The 17109-nt window shown below is 55.3% G+C and carries 18 protein-coding genes; 12 read left to right on the top strand and 6 right to left on the bottom strand.

From position 1 onward, the window contains the following. Positions 1-10 precede the first annotated feature (10 nt). The 3 genes from ACOTWU_RS07045 to ACOTWU_RS07035 all read right to left on the bottom strand — a co-directional run bounded on the left by ACOTWU_RS07045 (position 11) and on the right by ACOTWU_RS07035 (position 3681). A complete protein-coding gene (locus ACOTWU_RS07045; RefSeq protein WP_206513923.1) occupies positions 11-1426 on the bottom strand; it encodes a DUF1116 domain-containing protein in 1416 nt (471 codons plus the stop codon). Further along, positions 1426-2967, bottom strand: coding sequence for an acyl-CoA synthetase FdrA (gene fdrA, locus ACOTWU_RS07040; RefSeq protein WP_045347895.1), 1542 nt, complete (start codon positions 2965-2967; stop codon positions 1426-1428). The genes ACOTWU_RS07045 and fdrA overlap by 1 nt, the downstream gene beginning before the upstream one ends. A gap of 108 nt (positions 2968-3075) precedes the next feature. Then, on the bottom strand, positions 3076-3681 hold the full coding sequence (locus ACOTWU_RS07035; protein ID WP_015571649.1) for an ankyrin repeat domain-containing protein: 606 nt from the start codon (positions 3679-3681) through the stop codon (positions 3076-3078). A 320-nt stretch (positions 3682-4001) separates the two neighbouring features. On the opposite strand from ACOTWU_RS07035, the gene ACOTWU_RS07030 reads away from it, so the two are divergent. Then, positions 4002-4931 (top strand): LysR substrate-binding domain-containing protein, encoded by a 930-nt coding sequence (locus ACOTWU_RS07030; RefSeq protein ID WP_015571650.1) that lies wholly within the window; start codon positions 4002-4004, stop codon positions 4929-4931. On the opposite strand, the gene ACOTWU_RS07025 is transcribed toward ACOTWU_RS07030, so the two are convergent. Further along, positions 4928-5086, bottom strand: a complete 159-nt coding sequence (locus tag ACOTWU_RS07025) for a YqaE/Pmp3 family membrane protein (protein ID WP_003862203.1) — start codon at positions 5084-5086, stop codon at positions 4928-4930. The two genes, ACOTWU_RS07030 and ACOTWU_RS07025, sit on opposite strands and share 4 nt — an antisense overlap. 342 nt (positions 5087-5428) lie before the next feature. On the opposite strand from ACOTWU_RS07025, the gene ACOTWU_RS07020 reads away from it, so the two are divergent. Continuing rightward, entirely contained in the window at positions 5429-5608 is a 180-nt protein-coding gene (locus ACOTWU_RS07020; RefSeq protein ID WP_006811690.1) for a hypothetical protein, read from the top strand. Between the two features lie 37 nt (positions 5609-5645). Here ACOTWU_RS07020 and stpA read toward each other — a convergent pair whose 3' ends face one another. Then, positions 5646-6050, bottom strand: a complete 405-nt coding sequence (gene stpA / locus ACOTWU_RS07015) for a DNA-binding protein StpA (protein WP_126498821.1) — start codon at positions 6048-6050, stop codon at positions 5646-5648. A 496-nt stretch (positions 6051-6546) separates the two neighbouring features. On the opposite strand from stpA, the gene alaE reads away from it, so the two are divergent. Continuing rightward, positions 6547-6996, top strand: coding sequence for an L-alanine exporter AlaE (gene alaE / locus ACOTWU_RS07010; RefSeq protein ID WP_045141881.1), 450 nt, complete (start codon positions 6547-6549; stop codon positions 6994-6996). 32 nt (positions 6997-7028) lie between these two features. Here the strand turns inward: alaE and ACOTWU_RS07005 are convergent, their stop codons facing one another. Next, positions 7029-7373, bottom strand: coding sequence for a DUF2002 family protein (locus ACOTWU_RS07005; protein ID WP_006811693.1), 345 nt, complete (start codon positions 7371-7373; stop codon positions 7029-7031). A gap of 158 nt (positions 7374-7531) precedes the next feature. On the opposite strand from ACOTWU_RS07005, the gene ACOTWU_RS07000 reads away from it, so the two are divergent. From ACOTWU_RS07000 to ACOTWU_RS06960, 9 genes are all read left to right on the top strand, one after another. Next, the gene (locus ACOTWU_RS07000; RefSeq protein WP_017382769.1) at positions 7532-7858 is read left to right on the top strand and encodes a DUF883 domain-containing protein; all 327 of its coding nucleotides are present in this window, start codon (positions 7532-7534) and stop codon (positions 7856-7858) included. Between the two features lie 243 nt (positions 7859-8101). Beyond that, positions 8102-8341 (top strand): glutaredoxin-like protein NrdH, encoded by a 240-nt coding sequence (gene nrdH / locus ACOTWU_RS06995; RefSeq protein WP_017382770.1) that lies wholly within the window; start codon positions 8102-8104, stop codon positions 8339-8341. Further along, positions 8338-8748, top strand: a complete 411-nt coding sequence (gene nrdI / locus ACOTWU_RS06990; RefSeq protein WP_015571656.1) for a class Ib ribonucleoside-diphosphate reductase assembly flavoprotein NrdI — start codon at positions 8338-8340, stop codon at positions 8746-8748. The genes nrdH and nrdI overlap by 4 nt, the downstream gene beginning before the upstream one ends. Continuing rightward, positions 8721-10865 carry a class 1b ribonucleoside-diphosphate reductase subunit alpha gene (nrdE, locus tag ACOTWU_RS06985; RefSeq protein WP_032669334.1) on the top strand — a complete coding sequence of 715 codons (2145 nt, stop codon included), beginning with the start codon at positions 8721-8723 and terminating at the stop codon, positions 10863-10865. The genes nrdI and nrdE overlap by 28 nt, the downstream gene beginning before the upstream one ends. 9 nt (positions 10866-10874) lie before the next feature. Further along, positions 10875-11834, top strand: a complete 960-nt coding sequence (gene nrdF, locus ACOTWU_RS06980) for a class 1b ribonucleoside-diphosphate reductase subunit beta (protein ID WP_017382773.1) — start codon at positions 10875-10877, stop codon at positions 11832-11834. A gap of 333 nt (positions 11835-12167) precedes the next feature. Then, positions 12168-13370 (top strand): glycine betaine/L-proline ABC transporter ATP-binding protein ProV, encoded by a 1203-nt coding sequence (gene proV, locus ACOTWU_RS06975; protein WP_023295312.1) that lies wholly within the window; start codon positions 12168-12170, stop codon positions 13368-13370. Then, positions 13363-14427 carry a glycine betaine/L-proline ABC transporter permease ProW gene (proW, locus tag ACOTWU_RS06970; RefSeq protein ID WP_015571659.1) on the top strand — a complete coding sequence of 355 codons (1065 nt, stop codon included), beginning with the start codon at positions 13363-13365 and terminating at the stop codon, positions 14425-14427. Before proV ends, proW begins: the two co-directional genes overlap by 8 nt. Positions 14428-14436: 9 nt before the next feature. Further along, positions 14437-15432 carry a glycine betaine/L-proline ABC transporter substrate-binding protein ProX gene (gene proX / locus ACOTWU_RS06965; RefSeq protein WP_017382774.1) on the top strand — a complete coding sequence of 332 codons (996 nt, stop codon included), beginning with the start codon at positions 14437-14439 and terminating at the stop codon, positions 15430-15432. A 205-nt stretch (positions 15433-15637) separates the two neighbouring features. Then, a complete protein-coding gene (locus ACOTWU_RS06960) occupies positions 15638-16822 on the top strand; it encodes an MFS transporter (protein WP_023304299.1) in 1185 nt (394 codons plus the stop codon). Positions 16823-17109 lie beyond the last annotated feature (287 nt).

Genomic DNA, 17109 nt, shown 5'->3' with positions numbered 1-17109 from the left:
GATGCATACCTTATAGAACGTAGCGATCGCGGAAGGTTAACAGCGCCTTTTCAAAACAGCTAAACGGCGGGTGAACAATGCCCGCCCCAATCATGCCGATCCCGGCGTCCTTGTGGGCAATGGCGGTATTAATGACCGGCAGAATGCCGCTGCCCGCGACCTTCATGATGTCGATGGCGGTCGGGATGCCCATAAACGACAGCAGCGGAATGGTGACGTTCGGGTTTTCGCCGAGGGTGATTTCGCGCATCTGGCGAGAAAAATCGATGGCTTCCTCCACCGTGCCGCCCACCAGCGCAACGATGGCCGGGGCCGTCGCCATTGCAAAGCCGCCGATGCCGTAGGTTTCGGTAATCGCGCTGTCGCCGATATCCAGCCCGGAGTCTTCCGGCTTATAGCCCGCGAACATCGGGCCGATCACCTGCTGCGCCGGGCCGGTGAACCACTGCCCCGGCAGGCCGGAAACGCGCAGGCCGAACTCGTAGCCGTTGCGCGCCATGGTGGTGACGACGGTGCTGTACTCAATGCCGTGGGCGGCATCCAGCGCGGCCTTACACATCGCCATCCACGTCGGACCGGAGAAGTAGTCGCTGCTGGCGACAAACTCGAACACTTCACGCTGCTGCGCCACCGGATAGCCCGCCTGGATCAGCCCCGGCGTCAGCGCCTGAATAAGCAGCGTGGTGCCCGCGTTGTTGCGGTTGTGGCACTCGTCGCCCATGTGCAGAGCCTGGGCCAGCATCAGGCGCAGGTCGATTTCGCCGATAATCTTCATCGCGTCGCGCAGCATCGGGCCGAGCACGTCGCGCATCCAGTTCAGGCGCGCGATCACGCTCTGGTCGTTAGCCCCCATGCGCAGGATCTTCGCCATCTGCTCGCTGAGGTTGGTGAAGGCGCGGTTGCCGTAGGTTTTGTTCTCAACGATGTGCATAAACATCGACGCGGAGGTGACGCCCGCCATCGAGCCCACGCAGTCATGCTCGTGGCAAGGCGAGAACGTAATATCTCCGGAGGCGGCGATCCTTGCCGCATCGTCCAGATCCGTCGCCAGCCCTTCAAACACCAGCGCGCCGGTAACCGCGCCTTTCATCGCCCCGCACATGTTTTCCCAGGTAACAGGCGGACCGGCGTGCAGAATGGTCGTGCGGGTCATGCCCGGCACTACGTTGATGGCCTGGTCATAGCCCACCAGCACCGGATGGGACTGAATAATCCGCTCAAGGGCAATTTTGTTCGCGGCGGCAATTTTCTCCGCCAGCGGTTTTTCCGCCAGCCGATCCAGCGCGTCCACCACCTGCATATTGCCCTGCCCCGGCGGCGTCCAGTCGAGCTGGGTCACGGGAACGTGCTGTTTTTTGAGGTCGTCGCTGAACATCGCAATCCCGACGTTAATCACGTTCAGCGGCTGGTTGAATAAGGTCGTCATTATGCTCTCTCCCCTTTGCAGACAAATTCGCGTGCCAGTAATCCGGTATTGGTGCTGCTGCTGGCCCAGATGACGCCTGCGTCAGTCAGCAGCTGGCACTGCTGCGCCAACGACTGCGGATCCTGATCGGTGCCGAGCACGTAGCCGAGAATTTCCAGCGGACGGTTGTCGGCTTTCGCGATCGCCTGTGCCTCTTTGATCGCCTCGATCATCACCCCAACCGGATCGTCATGCGCGCCAAAGCCAAGCACGAAATCCATCACGATCACCCCCACCTGCGGATCGCGCGCCTCCTGTAGCAGGCGGCTGATGCGGTTGGTCGGGTCGATCATCGGGTGTGGCTTGCCGTTGGTGAAGTCGTCGTCACCGAAATCAAGGAAGGTGTGGGCCTGGCTGACGCTGATGTCTTTCAGACGCCTGGCCGGATCCGGCTGGATGTTGCTGTAAACATCGTCAAATTTCTCCAGCGCGGCAAACATCGCTTCGTCGCACAGGGTGCCGCCGCAGAACAGGCCGCGAATGTACTTCTGTTGCGGCGTCAGGCGGGCGCGTACCTCTTCGATCAGCGGCCAGTTGAGCGGATGTAAATCCAGGTCGTCTTTTTTAATGCCGGTAAGCAGCACCGCTTTCAGGGCCGCCTCTTTGGTGCCACGAGCAAACTGCAAACCGTCTTCATCGGCTGGCGGTTCGTTGCGGCCCAGGAAGCACACAACCACAGGCTTGCGGCAGGCGCGTGCCCGGGCCAGTACTTTCTCAGCCACCGCGGGTGCAGGCGGTTTGGAGATGAGCGCTATCACCCGGGTCGCGTCGTCGGCCTCCAGCATGTCGATGGCATCGAGCATCATCAGGCCGCCGATCTTCTCGCTGAGATCGCGTCCGCCGGTGCCAATCAGCTGCGACACGCCGCCGCCGAACTCGTGAATGCGCACGCTCAGCTCCTGGCTGCCGGTGCCGGAGGCACCAACGATGCCAATCTGCCCGCGACGCACCGCGTTGGCGAAGCACAGCCCCGCGCCGTTGATAATGGCGGTGCCGCAGTCTGGCCCCATCATCAGCAGACCCTTTTCATGCGCCAGCTGCTTCAGCGCCAGCTCGTCGTCGAGCGATACGTTATCGGAGAACAGCATCACGTTAAGATCGTTTTCCAGCGCCTGGCGCGCTTCCCGTTCGGCGAAGGTGCCGTTGACGGAAATCACCGCAAGGTTGCTGTCCGGACGATGGGTTTTGGCGCTGGCAATCGTCGCGTAGCGTGCATCATGGGAGCCAGTGCGCTCTTTACGCGTGAACAGCGCTTCAATGGCGGCCAGGGTTTCCTCATTCGCCGCGTCGCCTTTAATAACGATCATCAGGTCGCCGTTTTTCGCGTCCGCTAATTCCGGCGTTAATAGCCCGAGGTTTTTTAATACCCCTTTGTTCATTTCCGTCGCCATCGCCACAAACGCCTGCTCGACGCCCGGCAATTTATTGGCTTTGGTGGAAACCGACATTAAGGAAACCGAATCGAAATACGTATTCTTTTTTATGACGATTTTGGTTGGCATTATTTTCACCTGTTTAAGATAAAAGGGGGCCGCCGTCGTGCTAAATGCACGTCGGTAACAATGCGTTTATTGATTAACGGCCAGCCAGGGGAAGGCTGACCGAATGCACTATGCGCCTGCCGCCAGCAGCAGGTCTGCGATCGCGTTGAAGCCTTTTTCCCGCGCCAGCTCGAGCGGGGTTTTGCCGTATTTATCGGTCATGTGCGGGTTCGCGCCGTGATCGAGCAGCAGCTTCACAATTTCCTGCTGCTTTGCGCCGCCGTCGTTTAATACGATGGCCTCCAGCAGCGGCGTCCAGCCGACAAAATTGGTGTGGTTGACGTTGATGTCGGTTTTTTCCAGCAGCTCACGCACGATTTCAACGTGCCCTTTTTCACTGGCAGGGGTAATGCCCACGCCGCCAAAGCGCGTCAGACGATCGAGATCCGGATTTGCCGGAAGGACAATGCGCAGAAGGGTTAAATCATTGGTCAGGCAGCCGATCAGGAAGGGGTTAAAACAGGTCTGGTCCTGTTTATCAATATCCGCCCCGGCGGCAATTAAAAACTCCACACAGGCGTAATGCTTTTTCAGGCTGGCAATAATAATGGCGGTTCTTTTCTGGCGGTTGGTCGCGTTAATATCCACGCCTTTCTCCAGGCAGGCTTTTAGCGCGTCGATATTGCCCTCTTCTGCCGCCAGCAGAAATTCTGTAACCAGTGCAGTTGCAGACATATTCAGACTCCCTATGTTTCACTTCTGATGACCTGAGAATAGCAACAGCCTGGTCATAAAAGAATCCGCTTAAAAATGATTCATCGACACGCAATTCATTGTTGAGTTAAATTCAACAGTCCGGGAGAAATGTGCGTCTGTGCAACCTTTTTCTTATGTTTTACCGCTTTTACGCGCTTCAGGCTGCATTATCCTTATGGCTGAAAAAGCCTTACACAGCGCGGCTCTACGTAAAAATCCAGAACTGTGATCGACATCAACTATGATGTAACGCCGCCGTTAAAATATGTTCAAAACTGATGGTCACCAGGAGCCATAATATGAATTCCATCTTTACCGAAGAGAATTTGCTGGCCTTCACCACCGCGGCACGTTTTGGCAGTTTTAGCAAAGCGGCTGCCGAACTGGGCGTGACCACCTCCGCCATCAGTTACACCATCAAACGCATGGAGACCGGACTGGACGTGGTGCTGTTTGTACGCAACACGCGCAGCATTGAGCTGACCGAATCCGGTTTTTATTTTTATCGTAAAGCGACCGACCTGCTGAATGACTTTCATGCCATCAAGCGCGGGATTGATACCATTTCTCAGGGCATTGAGACGCGGGTGCGCATCTGCATAAATCAGCTTTTGTATACGCCACGCCATACCGCGCGTTTGCTCCAGGTGCTGAAAAAACAGTTTCCCACCTGCCAGATCACGGTGACGACCGAGGTGTATAACGGCGTCTGGGATTCCATCATTAATAATCAGGCCAATATCGCCATTGGCGCGCCGGATACGCTGCTGGACGGCGGCGGCATTGATTACACCGAGATAGGGGCGATCCGCTGGGTATTTGCCATCGCGCCCACGCATCCGCTGGCGTTCGCCCCGGAGCCCATTTCCGAAAGTCAGCTGCGTCTGTATCCCAATATCATGGTCGAGGACACCGCGCATACCATCAACAAGAAGGTGGGCTGGCTGCTTCACGGTCAGGAGGCGATTCTGGTGCCGGACTTCAACACGAAATGCCAGTGTCAGATCCTGGGGGAAGGTATTGGCTTTTTACCGGAATATATGACGCGTGAGGCGGTGGAGGACGGGCTGCTGGTAACGCGGCGGATCAATAATCCACGTCAGGATTCGCGCATGCTGCTCGCCACGCAGCATGCGGCGACCGGTCAGGTCACGCGCTGGATCAAACAGCAGTTTGGCCCAGAAGGCGTGCTGACCCGGATCTACAGTGACTTACTGTGGCGTACCTAGCTCTTCGTCTGAACCCAAAACGCGTGGATAAGACCGGGGAAGTAGCCCAGGATAGTCAGAAGGATATTCAGAATAAACGCCCAGCCCAGCCCCTTGCCAAGCAGCACGCCCAGCGGCGGGAGAATAATCGTAAAAACAACGCGCCAAAAACCCATAAAACACTCCGTGCAAGCTAACCAATTGAAAATTATAAAAGACACTTCTCTAAGCGTAGCCAGTTTACGGTTAACTGCCATTCGTCTCTCGCGCTTTTACCTGCCTTTACCCTCTTTACACTGGCTTAAACCCCCGCCTTAAATGCTCTACTGTTCTGAAATTGACCGTAAGGAAACGCAATGTCTCTTCCTCTTATTTCGCCGCAGCAGGCAAACGCGCTGATTGCTGAAAGTGATGCCGTGGAACCGACGTACCTGATAAGGAGTATCTGAAAGATTAGGCTGTACCCCGCCCCCGGACGTGGGCTATGGTGAAGATCATGACAATGATGAGGAGGTGCTATGTTTTCTGTCGGTGATTATGTCCAACCGCGTCAGGGCGGTCCGAAACTGAAAGTGCTCGAAGTGAATGGTGAAAACATTGTGGCTGTGCAGGCCAGCAATGAGCAGGGCGAGAAATATCACCTGAAAGCGGCGGACGTGGTTCTGTACTCCGAAGAAGGTGACTTTGGCGTCTGCTAAGTCAATAAACGGGCGGAATACACCGCCCGAATAATCATCAGATCAGGAAATCGTCCAGCGATTTACCGTTTGCCAGTGCGGTTGCAATTGGCTTTGGCGTACGCCCCTGGCCGGTCCAGGTTTTTTCTTCACCGTTCGCGTCAGTAAAACGATATTTCGCCGCACGCGCTTTACGTTTTTTCGTCGGCTGACCCGCCTGCGCCAGATCACTGCCTAACAGATCGCTCGGAGAAATACCGTCAGCTTTCATCAGTTCCAGCAGAGCATTAATTTTATCCTGCTGTTCAGCGCGTTGACGCTCTAATTCAGCCTGCTCGCTGCGTTTTTCTTCAGTGACAATCCGGAATTTTTCCAGCACTTCTTCCAGAACATCCATGGATAATTCACGTGCCAGCGTCCGGAGGGTACGAATATTATTAAGATTCTGTAACGTTAAAGCCATAATAATGAAAAACCTTTCTTCGTGTGTATAACATAAATCAGGCAACAGAATAATTGATTTTTGTTCTGATATCTACCCACCCTGACGTTTTGACATTATTGTAAATGTTTTAGAATATCCCGTTAATATAACCCCGAAATATATGTCTGTTTTAATGCGTAATATACCGCCCTTCCCCAGGCCAAAAACCCCTGTTTAAAACAGTTCAAAAAACCGCCTCCACTCTCCCACACAACAGAGGTTTTACACGCGCACTGATAAACTAATCCATTGATTTATTATAATAAAATATGGACAAGGAGAGAAAATAACGAAGCGCGCAAAAAACGCACAACTTTAGAGAATTTTATGGGTAAAGCGCCAGTAAATAAAAATTAATCACTACTTGTTAGTTAAAAGCCAGAGAGATACGCTATACACTCATAACAAACCAACCTAAAGCACTAAAGGCCGCAGGTAAAACGCCACTTTTTTGTCCTGTTCGAGGAGTTCAGACATGTTCTCACCGCAGTCTCGCCTGCGCCATGCGGTAGCGGATACGTTCGCGATGGTCGTTTACTGTTCCGTCGTGAATATGCTGATTGAAATTTTCCTGTCGGGAATGTCCTTTGAGCAATCCCTCTCGTCGCGCCTGGTGGCCATTCCGGTGAATATCATGATTGCCTGGCCGTACGGCCTGTATCGCGATGCAGTGATGCGTTTAGCCCGGCGTATTAGCCCGGTGGGTTGGGTAAAAAACCTGGCGGACGTGCTGGCTTACGTAACGTTCCAGTCCCCGGTGTACGTGGTTATTTTGCTGACGGTGGGCGCAGACTGGCATCAAATCGCCGCTGCGGTAAGTTCAAATATCGTGGTATCCATGCTGATGGGTGCGGTGTACGGTTACTTTCTTGACTACTGCCGCCGCCTGTTTAAAGTCAGCCCTTATAGCCAGGCAAAAGCGTAAGGTAAGGCGACTGGCTCAGGCCAGTCGCAGAGTTATTGTACGTCGCCAAACAGCCCTTTCAGGAACCGCTCCAGCGCCATACGCGAGCTGAAACCGTGCGGAATACCATAATGTTCATGCGTCTCGCCGCCTAAATAGAGCGGAAATTGCTGATAATGATCGCAGGTTTTAATATCCGAGGCGGGCTCAGCAAATGACAGGCTTCTGTCTTTGAGTGTCGGGTGAATAATGAGAGCAGTACGCCCCATTCTTGCTTCACGGTTGACGTAAACATAATTCTCACCACGGCGATATCCGTACGCTTTTGATGTTACCTCATCCATGGTGAACCCTTCTTTTTCAAGAACGCGCGCCACCTCATCGGGTCGTAAATACATATCTTTTCCTCATTATCATTCCTGCCCGGCAACCTTACAGTATTCAGCATTAGCAGGGCTTTCAGAATATTCCATAAACTGCCCGATAAGCCGTGACTCGCTTCAGATATTACATTTCTGGACTAAACTAAACGGGAACACAAATTATGGAGGATCGTATGTTTAACAGACCGAACCGAAACGATATTAATGACGACACACAGGATATTCGTAACGATGTCAGCCAATTAGCGGACACGCTGGAAGCCGTATTGAAATCCTGGGGCTCTGACGCGAAGGACGAAGCAGATGCCGCGAAACGTAAGGCTCAGTCTCTGCTGCGTGAAACGCGGGCAAGGATGAATGGCCGCTCACGTACCACTCAGGCGGCCTGCGACATGGCCAGCTGCGCCACCACCTTCGTACGTGAAAAACCACTTTGTACGCTGGGAACGGTCGCGGCGGTCGGGATTTTTGTCGGCGCCCTGCTTAGCCTGCGTAAGTAAGCGCGCGTTCTCAGCCCCGGTCGCCTCAGGCGCCGGGGCTTTTCTTTGCCTGACAGCCTGAAAAACCCGCACAGCCCGCCCTGCCCCGCCAGGCTCATCATTGGGGCCTTATTAATCTGTATTTCCCATATCTTGTGTGGTTGAAACTTATCGCAACTACATCTAGTATTCCCTTTAGCAAGACACACACAACATGACGCGTTTACTCGCGCCGTTCTCTCATTCTAAATGGAAATACGAATCATGAGCATTATTATTTACACTCGTAACGATTGTGTTCAGTGCCACGCCACGAAACGGGCGATGGAGAGCCGCGGCGTGGCATTTGAGATGGTCAATATTGATCAGGTGCCCGACGCGGCAGACACCCTGCGGGCGCAGGGGTTTCGTCAGCTTCCGGTTGTCGTTGCCGGCGACACCAGCTGGTCTGGCTTCCGTCCGGACATGATCAACCGCCTTGCCGCTCAGGGCGTCAGTGCATGAGCACGCTGGTCTACTTTTCCAGCAGCTCGGAAAACACGCTTCGGTTTATGGAGCGTCTCGGGCTGCCCGCGATACGCATTCCGCTGAACGAGCGGGAGCGTATTCAGGTAGACGAACCCTACATTCTGGTGGTGCCCAGCTATGGCGGTGGCGGCACCGCAGGGGCTGTGCCTCGTCAGGTGATCCGCTTTCTGAACGATCCCCATAACCGGCAGCTGATTCGCGGCGTGATCGCCGCAGGCAATCGCAACTTCGGCGAGGCCTTTGCCCGCGCCGGGGATGTCATCTCTCAAAAATGCGGCGTGCCGTATCTCTATCGTTTTGAACTGATGGGGACACAGCAGGACGTAGAGAACGTGCGTAAAGGAGTGAACGAATTTTGGCAACGACAACCGCAGAACGCGTGATTCAGGCGACGCCGGATTACCACGCATTAAACGCCATGCTAAACCTCTATGACCGCGAGGGGCGCATTCAGTTTGGCAAAGATCATGAGGCGGTGGACGCCTTTTTTGCCGCTCATGTACGCCCGAACAGCGTCGTCTTTGGCAGCCAGCAGGAACGTCTCGACTGGCTGGTAAAAGAGGGTTATTACGAAGAGCGTGTCCTCACCCGCTACGACCGCGCCTTCGTGGTGGCATTGTTCGAACGGGCGCACGCCAGCGGTTTTCGCTTCCAGACGTTTCTCGGCGCGTGGAAGTATTACACCAGCTACACCCTGAAAACCTTTGACGGCAAACGCTATTTAGAAAGCTTTGAAGATCGGGTGGTGATGGTGGCGCTGACGCTGGCGCAGGGCGATGAAGCGCTAGCCGAAAGACTCACGGAGGAGATCCTCTCCGGTCGCTTCCAGCCCGCCACGCCAACGTTCCTTAACTGCGGGAAAGCCCAGCGCGGCGAGCTGGTATCCTGCTTCCTGCTGCGTATTGAAGACAATATGGAGTCGATTGGCCGTGCGGTGAATTCGGCGCTACAGCTTTCGAAACGCGGCGGCGGCGTGGCGTTTCTGCTTTCGAACCTGCGGGAAGCGGGCGCGCCGATTAAGCGCATCGAAAACCAGTCTTCCGGCGTCATCCCGGTGATGAAGATGCTGGAAGATGCCTTCTCATACGCCAACCAGCTTGGCGCACGTCAGGGCGCGGGGGCGGTTTATCTGCACGCGCACCACCCGGACATTCTACGTTTTCTGGATACCAAACGTGAAAACGCCGACGAAAAGATCCGCATCAAAACCCTGTCGCTTGGCGTGGTGATCCCGGATATCACGTTTAAGCTGGCTAAAGAGAATGCCGACATGGCGCTCTTCTCACCGTATGACGTTGAGCGGATTTACGGCAAAGCCTTTGGCGACGTGGCGATAAGCGAGCTGTACGACGAGCTGGTGGCCGACGATCGCATTCGCAAAAAAACCATCAACGCCCGCGATTTCTTCCAGACGCTGGCTGAAATTCAGTTTGAGTCCGGCTATCCGTACATCATGTACGAGGACACGGTGAACCGCGCTAACCCGATTGCCGGGCGCATCAACATGAGCAATCTGTGCTCGGAGATTTTGCAGGTCAACAGCGCGTCCAGCTACGACGAAAACCTCGACTACGCGGACGTGGGCAAGGATATCTCCTGTAACCTCGGGTCGCTGAATATTGCCCATACCATGGATTCACCCGATTTTGGCCGCACGGTAGAGACCGCCATTCGCGGGCTGACGGCGGTATCGGACATGAGCCACATCCGCAGCGTACCGTCCATTGAGGCGGGCAACGCCGCGTCGCATGCCATCGGCCTTGGGCAGATGAACCTGCACGGCTATCTGGCGCGGGAGGGCATCGCCTACGGCAGCCCGGAAGGGCTGGATTTCACCAACCTTTATTTCTACACCATCACCTGGCATGCGCTGCATACCTCGATGATGCTGGCGCGCGAACGCCACCAGCGGTTCGCAGGCTTTGAGCAGTCCCGCTACGCCAGCGGAGAGTATTTCAGCCAGTATCTGGAAGGCGACTGGCAGCCGAAAACCGAAAAAGTACGCGCGCTGTTTGCCCGCGCTGGCATCACCCTGCCGACGCGTGAGATGTGGCAACAGCTGCGTGAAGAGGTGATGCGCTACGGCATTTATAACCAGAACCTTCAGGCGGTGCCGCCAACCGGCTCCATTTCCTATATCAATCACGCCACGTCGAGCATCCACCCCATCGTGTCGAAGATTGAAATCCGTAAGGAAGGCAAAACCGGGCGTGTCTACTACCCTGCCCCGTTTATGACCAACGAGAATCTGGCGCTGTACCAGGACGCCTATGAGATTGGCCCGGAAAAGATCATTGATACCTACGCCGAGGCGACTAAACATGTGGATCAGGGGCTGTCGCTGACGCTCTTCTTCCCGGACACCGCCACCACGCGGGATATCAACAAAGCGCAGATCTACGCGTGGAAGAAAGGCATCAAAACGCTGTACTACATTCGCCTGCGCCAGCTCGCGCTGGAAGGCACCGAAATTGAAGGCTGCGTGTCCTGCGCGCTGTAAGGAGAAAGGATGAAACTGTCACGCGTAAGTGCCGTTAACTGGAACAAAATTCAGGATGATAAAGACCTGGAGGTCTGGAACCGCCTGACCAGCAACTTCTGGCTGCCGGAAAAGGTCCCGCTCTCCAACGATATTCCGGCCTGGCAAACCCTGAGCCATGCCGAGCAGCAGCTGACAATCCGCGTCTTTACCGGCCTGACGCTGCTGGACACCATTCAGAATACCGTGGGTGCGCCCGCGCTGATGAGTGATGCGCTGACCCCGCACGAAGAGGCGGTAATGTCGAACATCAGCTTTATGGAGGCGGTGCATGCCCGCTCCTACAGCTCGATTTTCTCCACCCTGTGCCAGACCAGAGACGTGGACGCGGCCTACGCCTGGAGTGAAGAGAGCGCGTCATTGCAGCGCAAGGCAGATCTGGTGCTGGAATATTACCGGGCCGACGAGCCGCTGAAGAAGAAGATCGCCAGCGTGTTCCTGGAATCTTTCCTCTTCTATTCCGGCTTCTGGCTGCCTATGTACTGGTCGAGCCGGGGCAAGCTCACCAACACCGCCGATTTGATTCGCCTCATCATCCGCGATGAAGCGGTACACGGGTATTACATCGGCTATAAGTATCAGAAAGGGCTGGAGAAAGTCAGCGCGGAAAAACGCGAGGAACTCAAAGGTTTTGCCCTCGATTTACTGATGGATCTGTATGACAACGAGCTGAGCTATACCGAAGAGCTGTACGCCGGAACGGGCTGGGAAGAGGACGTAAAAGCCTTCCTCTGCTATAACGCCAACAAGGCGCTGATGAACCTGGGCTACGAAGCGTTATTCCCACCAGAAATGGCGGAGGTGAACCCGGCGATCCTCGCGGCGCTGTCGCCCAACGCCGATGAAAACCACGACTTCTTTTCCGGGTCCGGCTCGTCGTACGTGATGGGTAAAGCGGTGGAAACGCAAGACGAGGACTGGGATTTTTAATGAATGAATTAACGTTCATTAATTAACTCTGCATTTCATTATTTCCAGCCGAATATTCCACTACGTACTACACTGTAATTTCCCCGTCATATTCGCCTGAATCACACCGATTCAGGCGAAATTTCCCGATGCAGCAGCAAAAAATTGAGAAAAATTCAAACCGCCCTCAGCCCTTTATTCATGGGAAATTCAGCCGTTTCGCTTGCGGCAAAATTCCGGCCTCAGGCCGGCCCAGGGTTGTCTCAGATTCTGAGTATGTTAGGGTAATGCCAGTTAACTATTTACCATGGTAATCATATCGACATAAACAAATAACAGGACACTCTCTATTGCATGGCAATTAAATTAGAAGTGAAAAATCTTTATAAAGTATTTGGCGAGCACCCGCAGCGTGCTTTCAAATATATTGAGAAAGGCCTTTCGAAAGAGCAAATTCTGGAAAAAACCGGGCTATCGCTTGGCGTTAAAGACGCCAGTCTGGCCATTGAAGAAGGCGAGATTTTTGTCATCATGGGATTATCCGGTTCGGGTAAATCCACTATGGTTCGCCTTCTCAATCGCCTGATTGAACCCACCCGCGGACAGGTGCTGATAGACGGCGTGGATATCGCCAGAATATCAGACGCAGATCTCCGTGAGGTGCGCAGAAAGAAAATTGCGATGGTGTTTCAGTCATTTGCACTGATGCCGCACATGACGGTACTCGATAATACCGCCTTTGGCATGGAGTTAGCCGGCACGCCCGCTCAGGAACGTCAGGAAAAAGCCCTTGATGCACTGCGTCAGGTCGGGCTGGAAAATTATGCTCATGCGTATCCGGATGAACTCTCCGGCGGTATGCGTCAGCGTGTGGGATTAGCGCGTGCATTAGCGATTAATCCGGACATTTTATTAATGGACGAAGCCTTCTCGGCGCTCGATCCCTTAATTCGCACCGAGATGCAGGATGAGCTGGTAAAATTACAGGCCAAACATCAGCGCACCATTGTTTTTATTTCTCACGATCTGGATGAAGCCATGCGTATTGGCGACCGTATCGCCATTATGCAAAATGGTGAAGTGGTGCAGGTCGGCACACCGGATGAAATTCTCAATAATCCGGCGAATGATTATGTGCGCACCTTCTTCCGCGGCGTGGATATTAGCCACGTATTCAGTGCGAAAGATATTGCCCGTCGAACACCAAACGGCATTATTCGTAAAACGCCAGGTTTTGGCCCGCGCTCCGCGCTGAAGCTGTTGCAGGACGAAGACCGTGAATACGGTTATCTGGTTGAACGCGGCAATAAATTTGTCGGCGTGGTCTCCATCGACTCTCTGAAAACCGCCCTGAGCGAAAACCAGGGAATCGATGCGGCGTTGATTGACGCTCCGCTTGCCGTGGACGCCGAAACGCCGCTCAGCGAGTTGCTCTCTCACGTGGGTCAGGCGCCGTGCGCCGTGCCGGTCGTCGGTGAAGAACAACAGTACGTTGGCATCATCTCAAAACGGATGCTGCTACAGGCTTTAGATCGCGAGGGGACAAACAATGGCTGATCAATCAAACCCATGGGGCACCACTGAAGCAGCGGACAGCGCGGCGCAATCTGCCGATGCGTGGGGGTCGACGCCTGCGCCTGCCGATGGCGGCGGCGCGGCAGACTGGCTCAACAGCGCACCAGCGCCTGCCCCAGAGCATTTCAATATTATGGATCCGTTCCACAAGACGCTGATCCCGCTGGATAGCTGGGTAACGGAGGGGATCGACTGGGTCGTTACCCACTTCCGTCCGGTGTTCCAGGGGATCCGCATCCCGGTGGATTACATCCTGAACGGCTTCCAGCAGCTGATGCTGGGCATGCCCGCGCCGGTGGCGATTATCCTGTTCTCGCTGATCGCATGGCAGTTCGGCAGCGCGGGTATGGGGATCGCCACGCTCATCTCCCTGATTGCCATCGGCGCGATTGGCGCGTGGTCTCAGGCGATGATCACCCTGGCGCTGGTGCTGACCGCCCTGCTGTTCTGCGTGGTGATCGGCCTGCCGATGGGGATCTGGCTGGCGCGCAGCCCCCGGGCCGCGAAGATTATCCGCCCGCTGCTGGATGCGATGCAGACCACGCCAGCGTTCGTTTACCTGGTGCCTATCGTGATGCTGTTCGGCATCGGTAACGTACCGGGGGTGGTCGTGACCATTATCTTCGCCCTGCCACCGATTATTCGCCTGACCATTCTGGGCATTAACCAGGTGCCTGCGGATCTGATAGAGGCATCGCGCTCGTTCGGCGCCAGCCCGCGTCAGATGCTGTTTAAGGTTCAGCTTCCGCTGGCGATGCCGACCATTATGGCAGGTGTTAACCAGACGCTGATGCTGGCGCTGTCGATGGTGGTGATCGCCTCGATGATTGCCGTTGGCGGGTTAGGTCAGATGGTACTGCGCGGCATTGGCCGTCTCGATATGGGGCTGGCGACCGTCGGCGGCGTCGGGATTGTGATCCTCGCCATCATTCTTGACCGCCTGACCCAGGCTGTCGGTCGTGATTCACGTAGTCGCGGCAACCGTCGCTGGTACACCACCGGCCCTGTCGGGTTACTCACCCGCCCATTTACAAAATAAGGAACAACGATGCGACATAACGTACTTTTTGCCACAGCGTTTGCGACCCTTGTCTCCACCAGCGCAGTTGCCGCTGACCTGCCGGGCAAAGGCATTACCGTGCAGCCGGTGCAGAGCACCATTTCGGAAGAGTCCTTCCAGACCCAGATTGTCAGCCGTGCGCTGGAGAAACTGGGCTATACGGTGAATACCGCCAGCGAAGTGGATTACAACGTGGGCTATACCTCCATTGCCTCCGGTGACGCCACCTTTACCGCCGTGAACTGGCAGCCGCTGCACGACGACATGTATGCCGCCGCAGGCGGTGACAAGAAATTCTACCGCGAAGGCACCTTTGTGACCGGCGCTGCGCAGGGATATCTGATCGACAAGAAAACCGCCGATAAATATCACATCACCAATATTGAACAGCTGAAAGATCCGAAGATCGCAAAACTGTTTGATACCAACGGTGACGGTAAAGCCGACATGATGGGCTGTTCGCCGGGCTGGGGCTGTGAAGCGGTGATTAACCACCAGAACAAAGCCTTCGATCTGGCGAAGACCGTCGACGTGAGCCACGGCAATTACTCTGCGATGATGGCCGACACCATCGCCCGCTTTAAAGAAGGCAAGCCGGTGATCTACTACACCTGGACGCCGTACTGGGTGAGCGACGTGCTGAAGCCGGGCAAAGACGTGGTGTGGTTGCAGGTGCCCTTCTCCTCCCTGCCAGGCGAGCAGAAAGATATCGACACCAAACTGCCAAACGGCATGAACTATGGCTTCCCGGTGAACACCATGCATATTGTGGCGAACAAAGCCTGGGCCGAGAAAAACCCGGCGGCGGCGAAGCTGTTCTCGGTGATGAAACTGCCGCTGGCAGACATTAACGCCCAGAACGCGATGATGCACGCGGGTAAATCATCCGAAGCTGATATCAAAGGCCACGTGGATGGCTGGATCAAAGCCCACCAGCAGCAGTTCGATGGCTGGGTGAAAGAGGCGCTTGAGGCACAGAAGTAAAACATTTTCCCTCACCCTAACCCTCTCCCAGGGGAAGAGGGAACGATGACCACCCTCTCCCCCTGGGAGAGGGTCGGGGTGAGGGGATCAAACCGCCCCCAACCTTAACCGCACAATCCACCACGTAACAATTCCCCAACATTCACCATCATTGGTTATTATGTTTCCGGAAAAATAATCACTTAACTCACGATTCCTGAAACTAATGACAAAAACAACTCAAGGGCTTAGCCCCGCACTCATCCTTTTAATGTCCGTGGCAACGGGTCTGGCCGTCGCCAGCAACTATTACGCACAACCACTGCTCGACACCATCGCACGCGCCTTCGATCTTTCAGCCAGCTCCGCCGGGTTTATTGTCACCGCCGCACAGCTCGGCTATGCGGCCGGGCTGCTGTTCCTGGTGCCATTAGGCGATATGTTTGAGCGCCGGATGCTTATCGTCTCCATGACGCTGCTGGCGGCGGGCGGGATGTTGATCACCGCCAGCAGCCAGTCGTTAACGATGATGATTATCGGCACCGCGCTGACGGGGCTGTTCTCGGTGGTGGCGCAAATTCTGGTTCCCCTCGCCGCGACGCTGGCTTCCCCGGAAAAACGCGGCAAAGTGGTCGGCACTATCATGAGCGGCCTGCTGCTGGGCATCCTGCTGGCGCGAACCGTTGCCGGGCTGCTGGCGAGCCTCGGCGGCTGGCGCACCGTTTACTGGGTGGCGAGCGTGCTGATGGTTATCATGGCGCTGGCCCTGTGGCGCGGCCTGCCAAGGGTGAAGCAGGAAAATCACCTGAACTATCCGCAGCTCCTCGCCTCCGTTTTCAGCCTCTTTACCCGGGATAAACTCCTGCGCACGCGCGCCATTCTGGGGTGTCTCACCTTCGCTAACTTCAGCATCTTATGGACGTCGATGGCGTTTCTGCTCGCCGCACCGCCGTTTAACTACTCAGAAGGCGTGATTGGCCTTTTCGGGCTGGCAGGCGCGGCTGGCGCACTGGGCGCGCGCCCGGCGGGTGGGCTGGCCGACAAAGGCAAATCTCATATGACCACCTCCGCAGGGCTGGTTTTACTCCTGCTCTCCTGGGCGGCCATCTGGTACGGACACGTCTCCGTGCTGGCGCTGATTGTCGGTATTCTGGTGCTCGACCTCACCGTGCAGGGTGTACATATCACCAACCAGACCGTGATTTACCGCGTGAAGCCGGATGCCCGTAACCGTCTGACGGCCGGGTACATGACCAGCTACTTTATCGGCGGCGCGGCGGGCTCGCTAATCTCAGCCTCCGCCTGGCAGCACGCGGGCTGGACGGGCGTATGCGCCATCGGCGCCATCGTCGCGGCGATAAATCTGCTGGTATGGTGGCGCGGCTATCACCGTCAGGAAGCAATTCACTAAGTTTTACATTGCTTTGGGCCCCCTGGGGTGTAAAGGGGGCCTGCATCTGTTAAGGTAACGGTAATCATTTATCCCAGAAATTTTACTGTGGGTGACATATTTACTACCGGCATGAATAGTTCAGACCCCTGTCCTCACATCCCCTCTTTCGCGGGTACACACCCCACGCTCTCTGTGCTCACCGGGTCACGGATTTACCCGGCGCTTTCTGATGGTGACATACGTTTGGCGGATATAACCGCACAAATAATTCATTTACATTATTTGTCACTGTCGTTACTATATCG

The sequence above is a fragment of the Enterobacter cloacae complex sp. GYL001 genome (assembly GCF_049237125.1).
Classification (GTDB): Bacteria; Pseudomonadota; Gammaproteobacteria; order Enterobacterales; family Enterobacteriaceae; genus Enterobacter; species Enterobacter hormaechei_C.
The sequence above is the reverse complement of the archived record's forward strand: the minus strand, read 5'-3'. Positions and strand labels throughout refer to the sequence as shown.

Bases quoted from the DNA above. Each gene is read 5' to 3' on its own strand.
- ACOTWU_RS07045 (WP_206513923.1), bottom strand. From the start codon at position 1,426: ATGACGACCTTATTCAACCAGCCGCTGAACGTGATTAACGTCGGGATT.
- fdrA (WP_045347895.1), bottom strand. From the start codon at position 2,967: ATGCCAACCAAAATCGTCATAAAAAAGAATACGTATTTCGATTCGGTT.
- ACOTWU_RS07035 (WP_015571649.1), bottom strand. From the start codon at position 3,681: ATGTCTGCAACTGCACTGGTTACAGAATTTCTGCTGGCGGCAGAAGAG.
- ACOTWU_RS07030 (WP_015571650.1), top strand. From the start codon at position 4,002: ATGAATTCCATCTTTACCGAAGAGAATTTGCTGGCCTTCACCACCGCG.
- ACOTWU_RS07025 (WP_003862203.1), bottom strand. From the start codon at position 5,086: ATGGGTTTTTGGCGCGTTGTTTTTACGATTATTCTCCCGCCGCTGGGC.
- ACOTWU_RS07020 (WP_006811690.1), top strand. From the start codon at position 5,429: ATGTTTTCTGTCGGTGATTATGTCCAACCGCGTCAGGGCGGTCCGAAA.
- stpA (WP_126498821.1), bottom strand. From the start codon at position 6,050: ATGGCTTTAACGTTACAGAATCTTAATAATATTCGTACCCTCCGGACG.
- alaE (WP_045141881.1), top strand. From the start codon at position 6,547: ATGTTCTCACCGCAGTCTCGCCTGCGCCATGCGGTAGCGGATACGTTC.
- ACOTWU_RS07005 (WP_006811693.1), bottom strand. From the start codon at position 7,373: ATGTATTTACGACCCGATGAGGTGGCGCGCGTTCTTGAAAAAGAAGGG.
- ACOTWU_RS07000 (WP_017382769.1), top strand. From the start codon at position 7,532: ATGTTTAACAGACCGAACCGAAACGATATTAATGACGACACACAGGAT.
- nrdH (WP_017382770.1), top strand. From the start codon at position 8,102: ATGAGCATTATTATTTACACTCGTAACGATTGTGTTCAGTGCCACGCC.
- nrdI (WP_015571656.1), top strand. From the start codon at position 8,338: ATGAGCACGCTGGTCTACTTTTCCAGCAGCTCGGAAAACACGCTTCGG.
- nrdF (WP_017382773.1), top strand. From the start codon at position 10,875: ATGAAACTGTCACGCGTAAGTGCCGTTAACTGGAACAAAATTCAGGAT.
- proV (WP_023295312.1), top strand. From the start codon at position 12,168: ATGGCAATTAAATTAGAAGTGAAAAATCTTTATAAAGTATTTGGCGAG.
- proW (WP_015571659.1), top strand. From the start codon at position 13,363: ATGGCTGATCAATCAAACCCATGGGGCACCACTGAAGCAGCGGACAGC.
- proX (WP_017382774.1), top strand. From the start codon at position 14,437: ATGCGACATAACGTACTTTTTGCCACAGCGTTTGCGACCCTTGTCTCC.
- ACOTWU_RS06960 (WP_023304299.1), top strand. From the start codon at position 15,638: ATGACAAAAACAACTCAAGGGCTTAGCCCCGCACTCATCCTTTTAATG.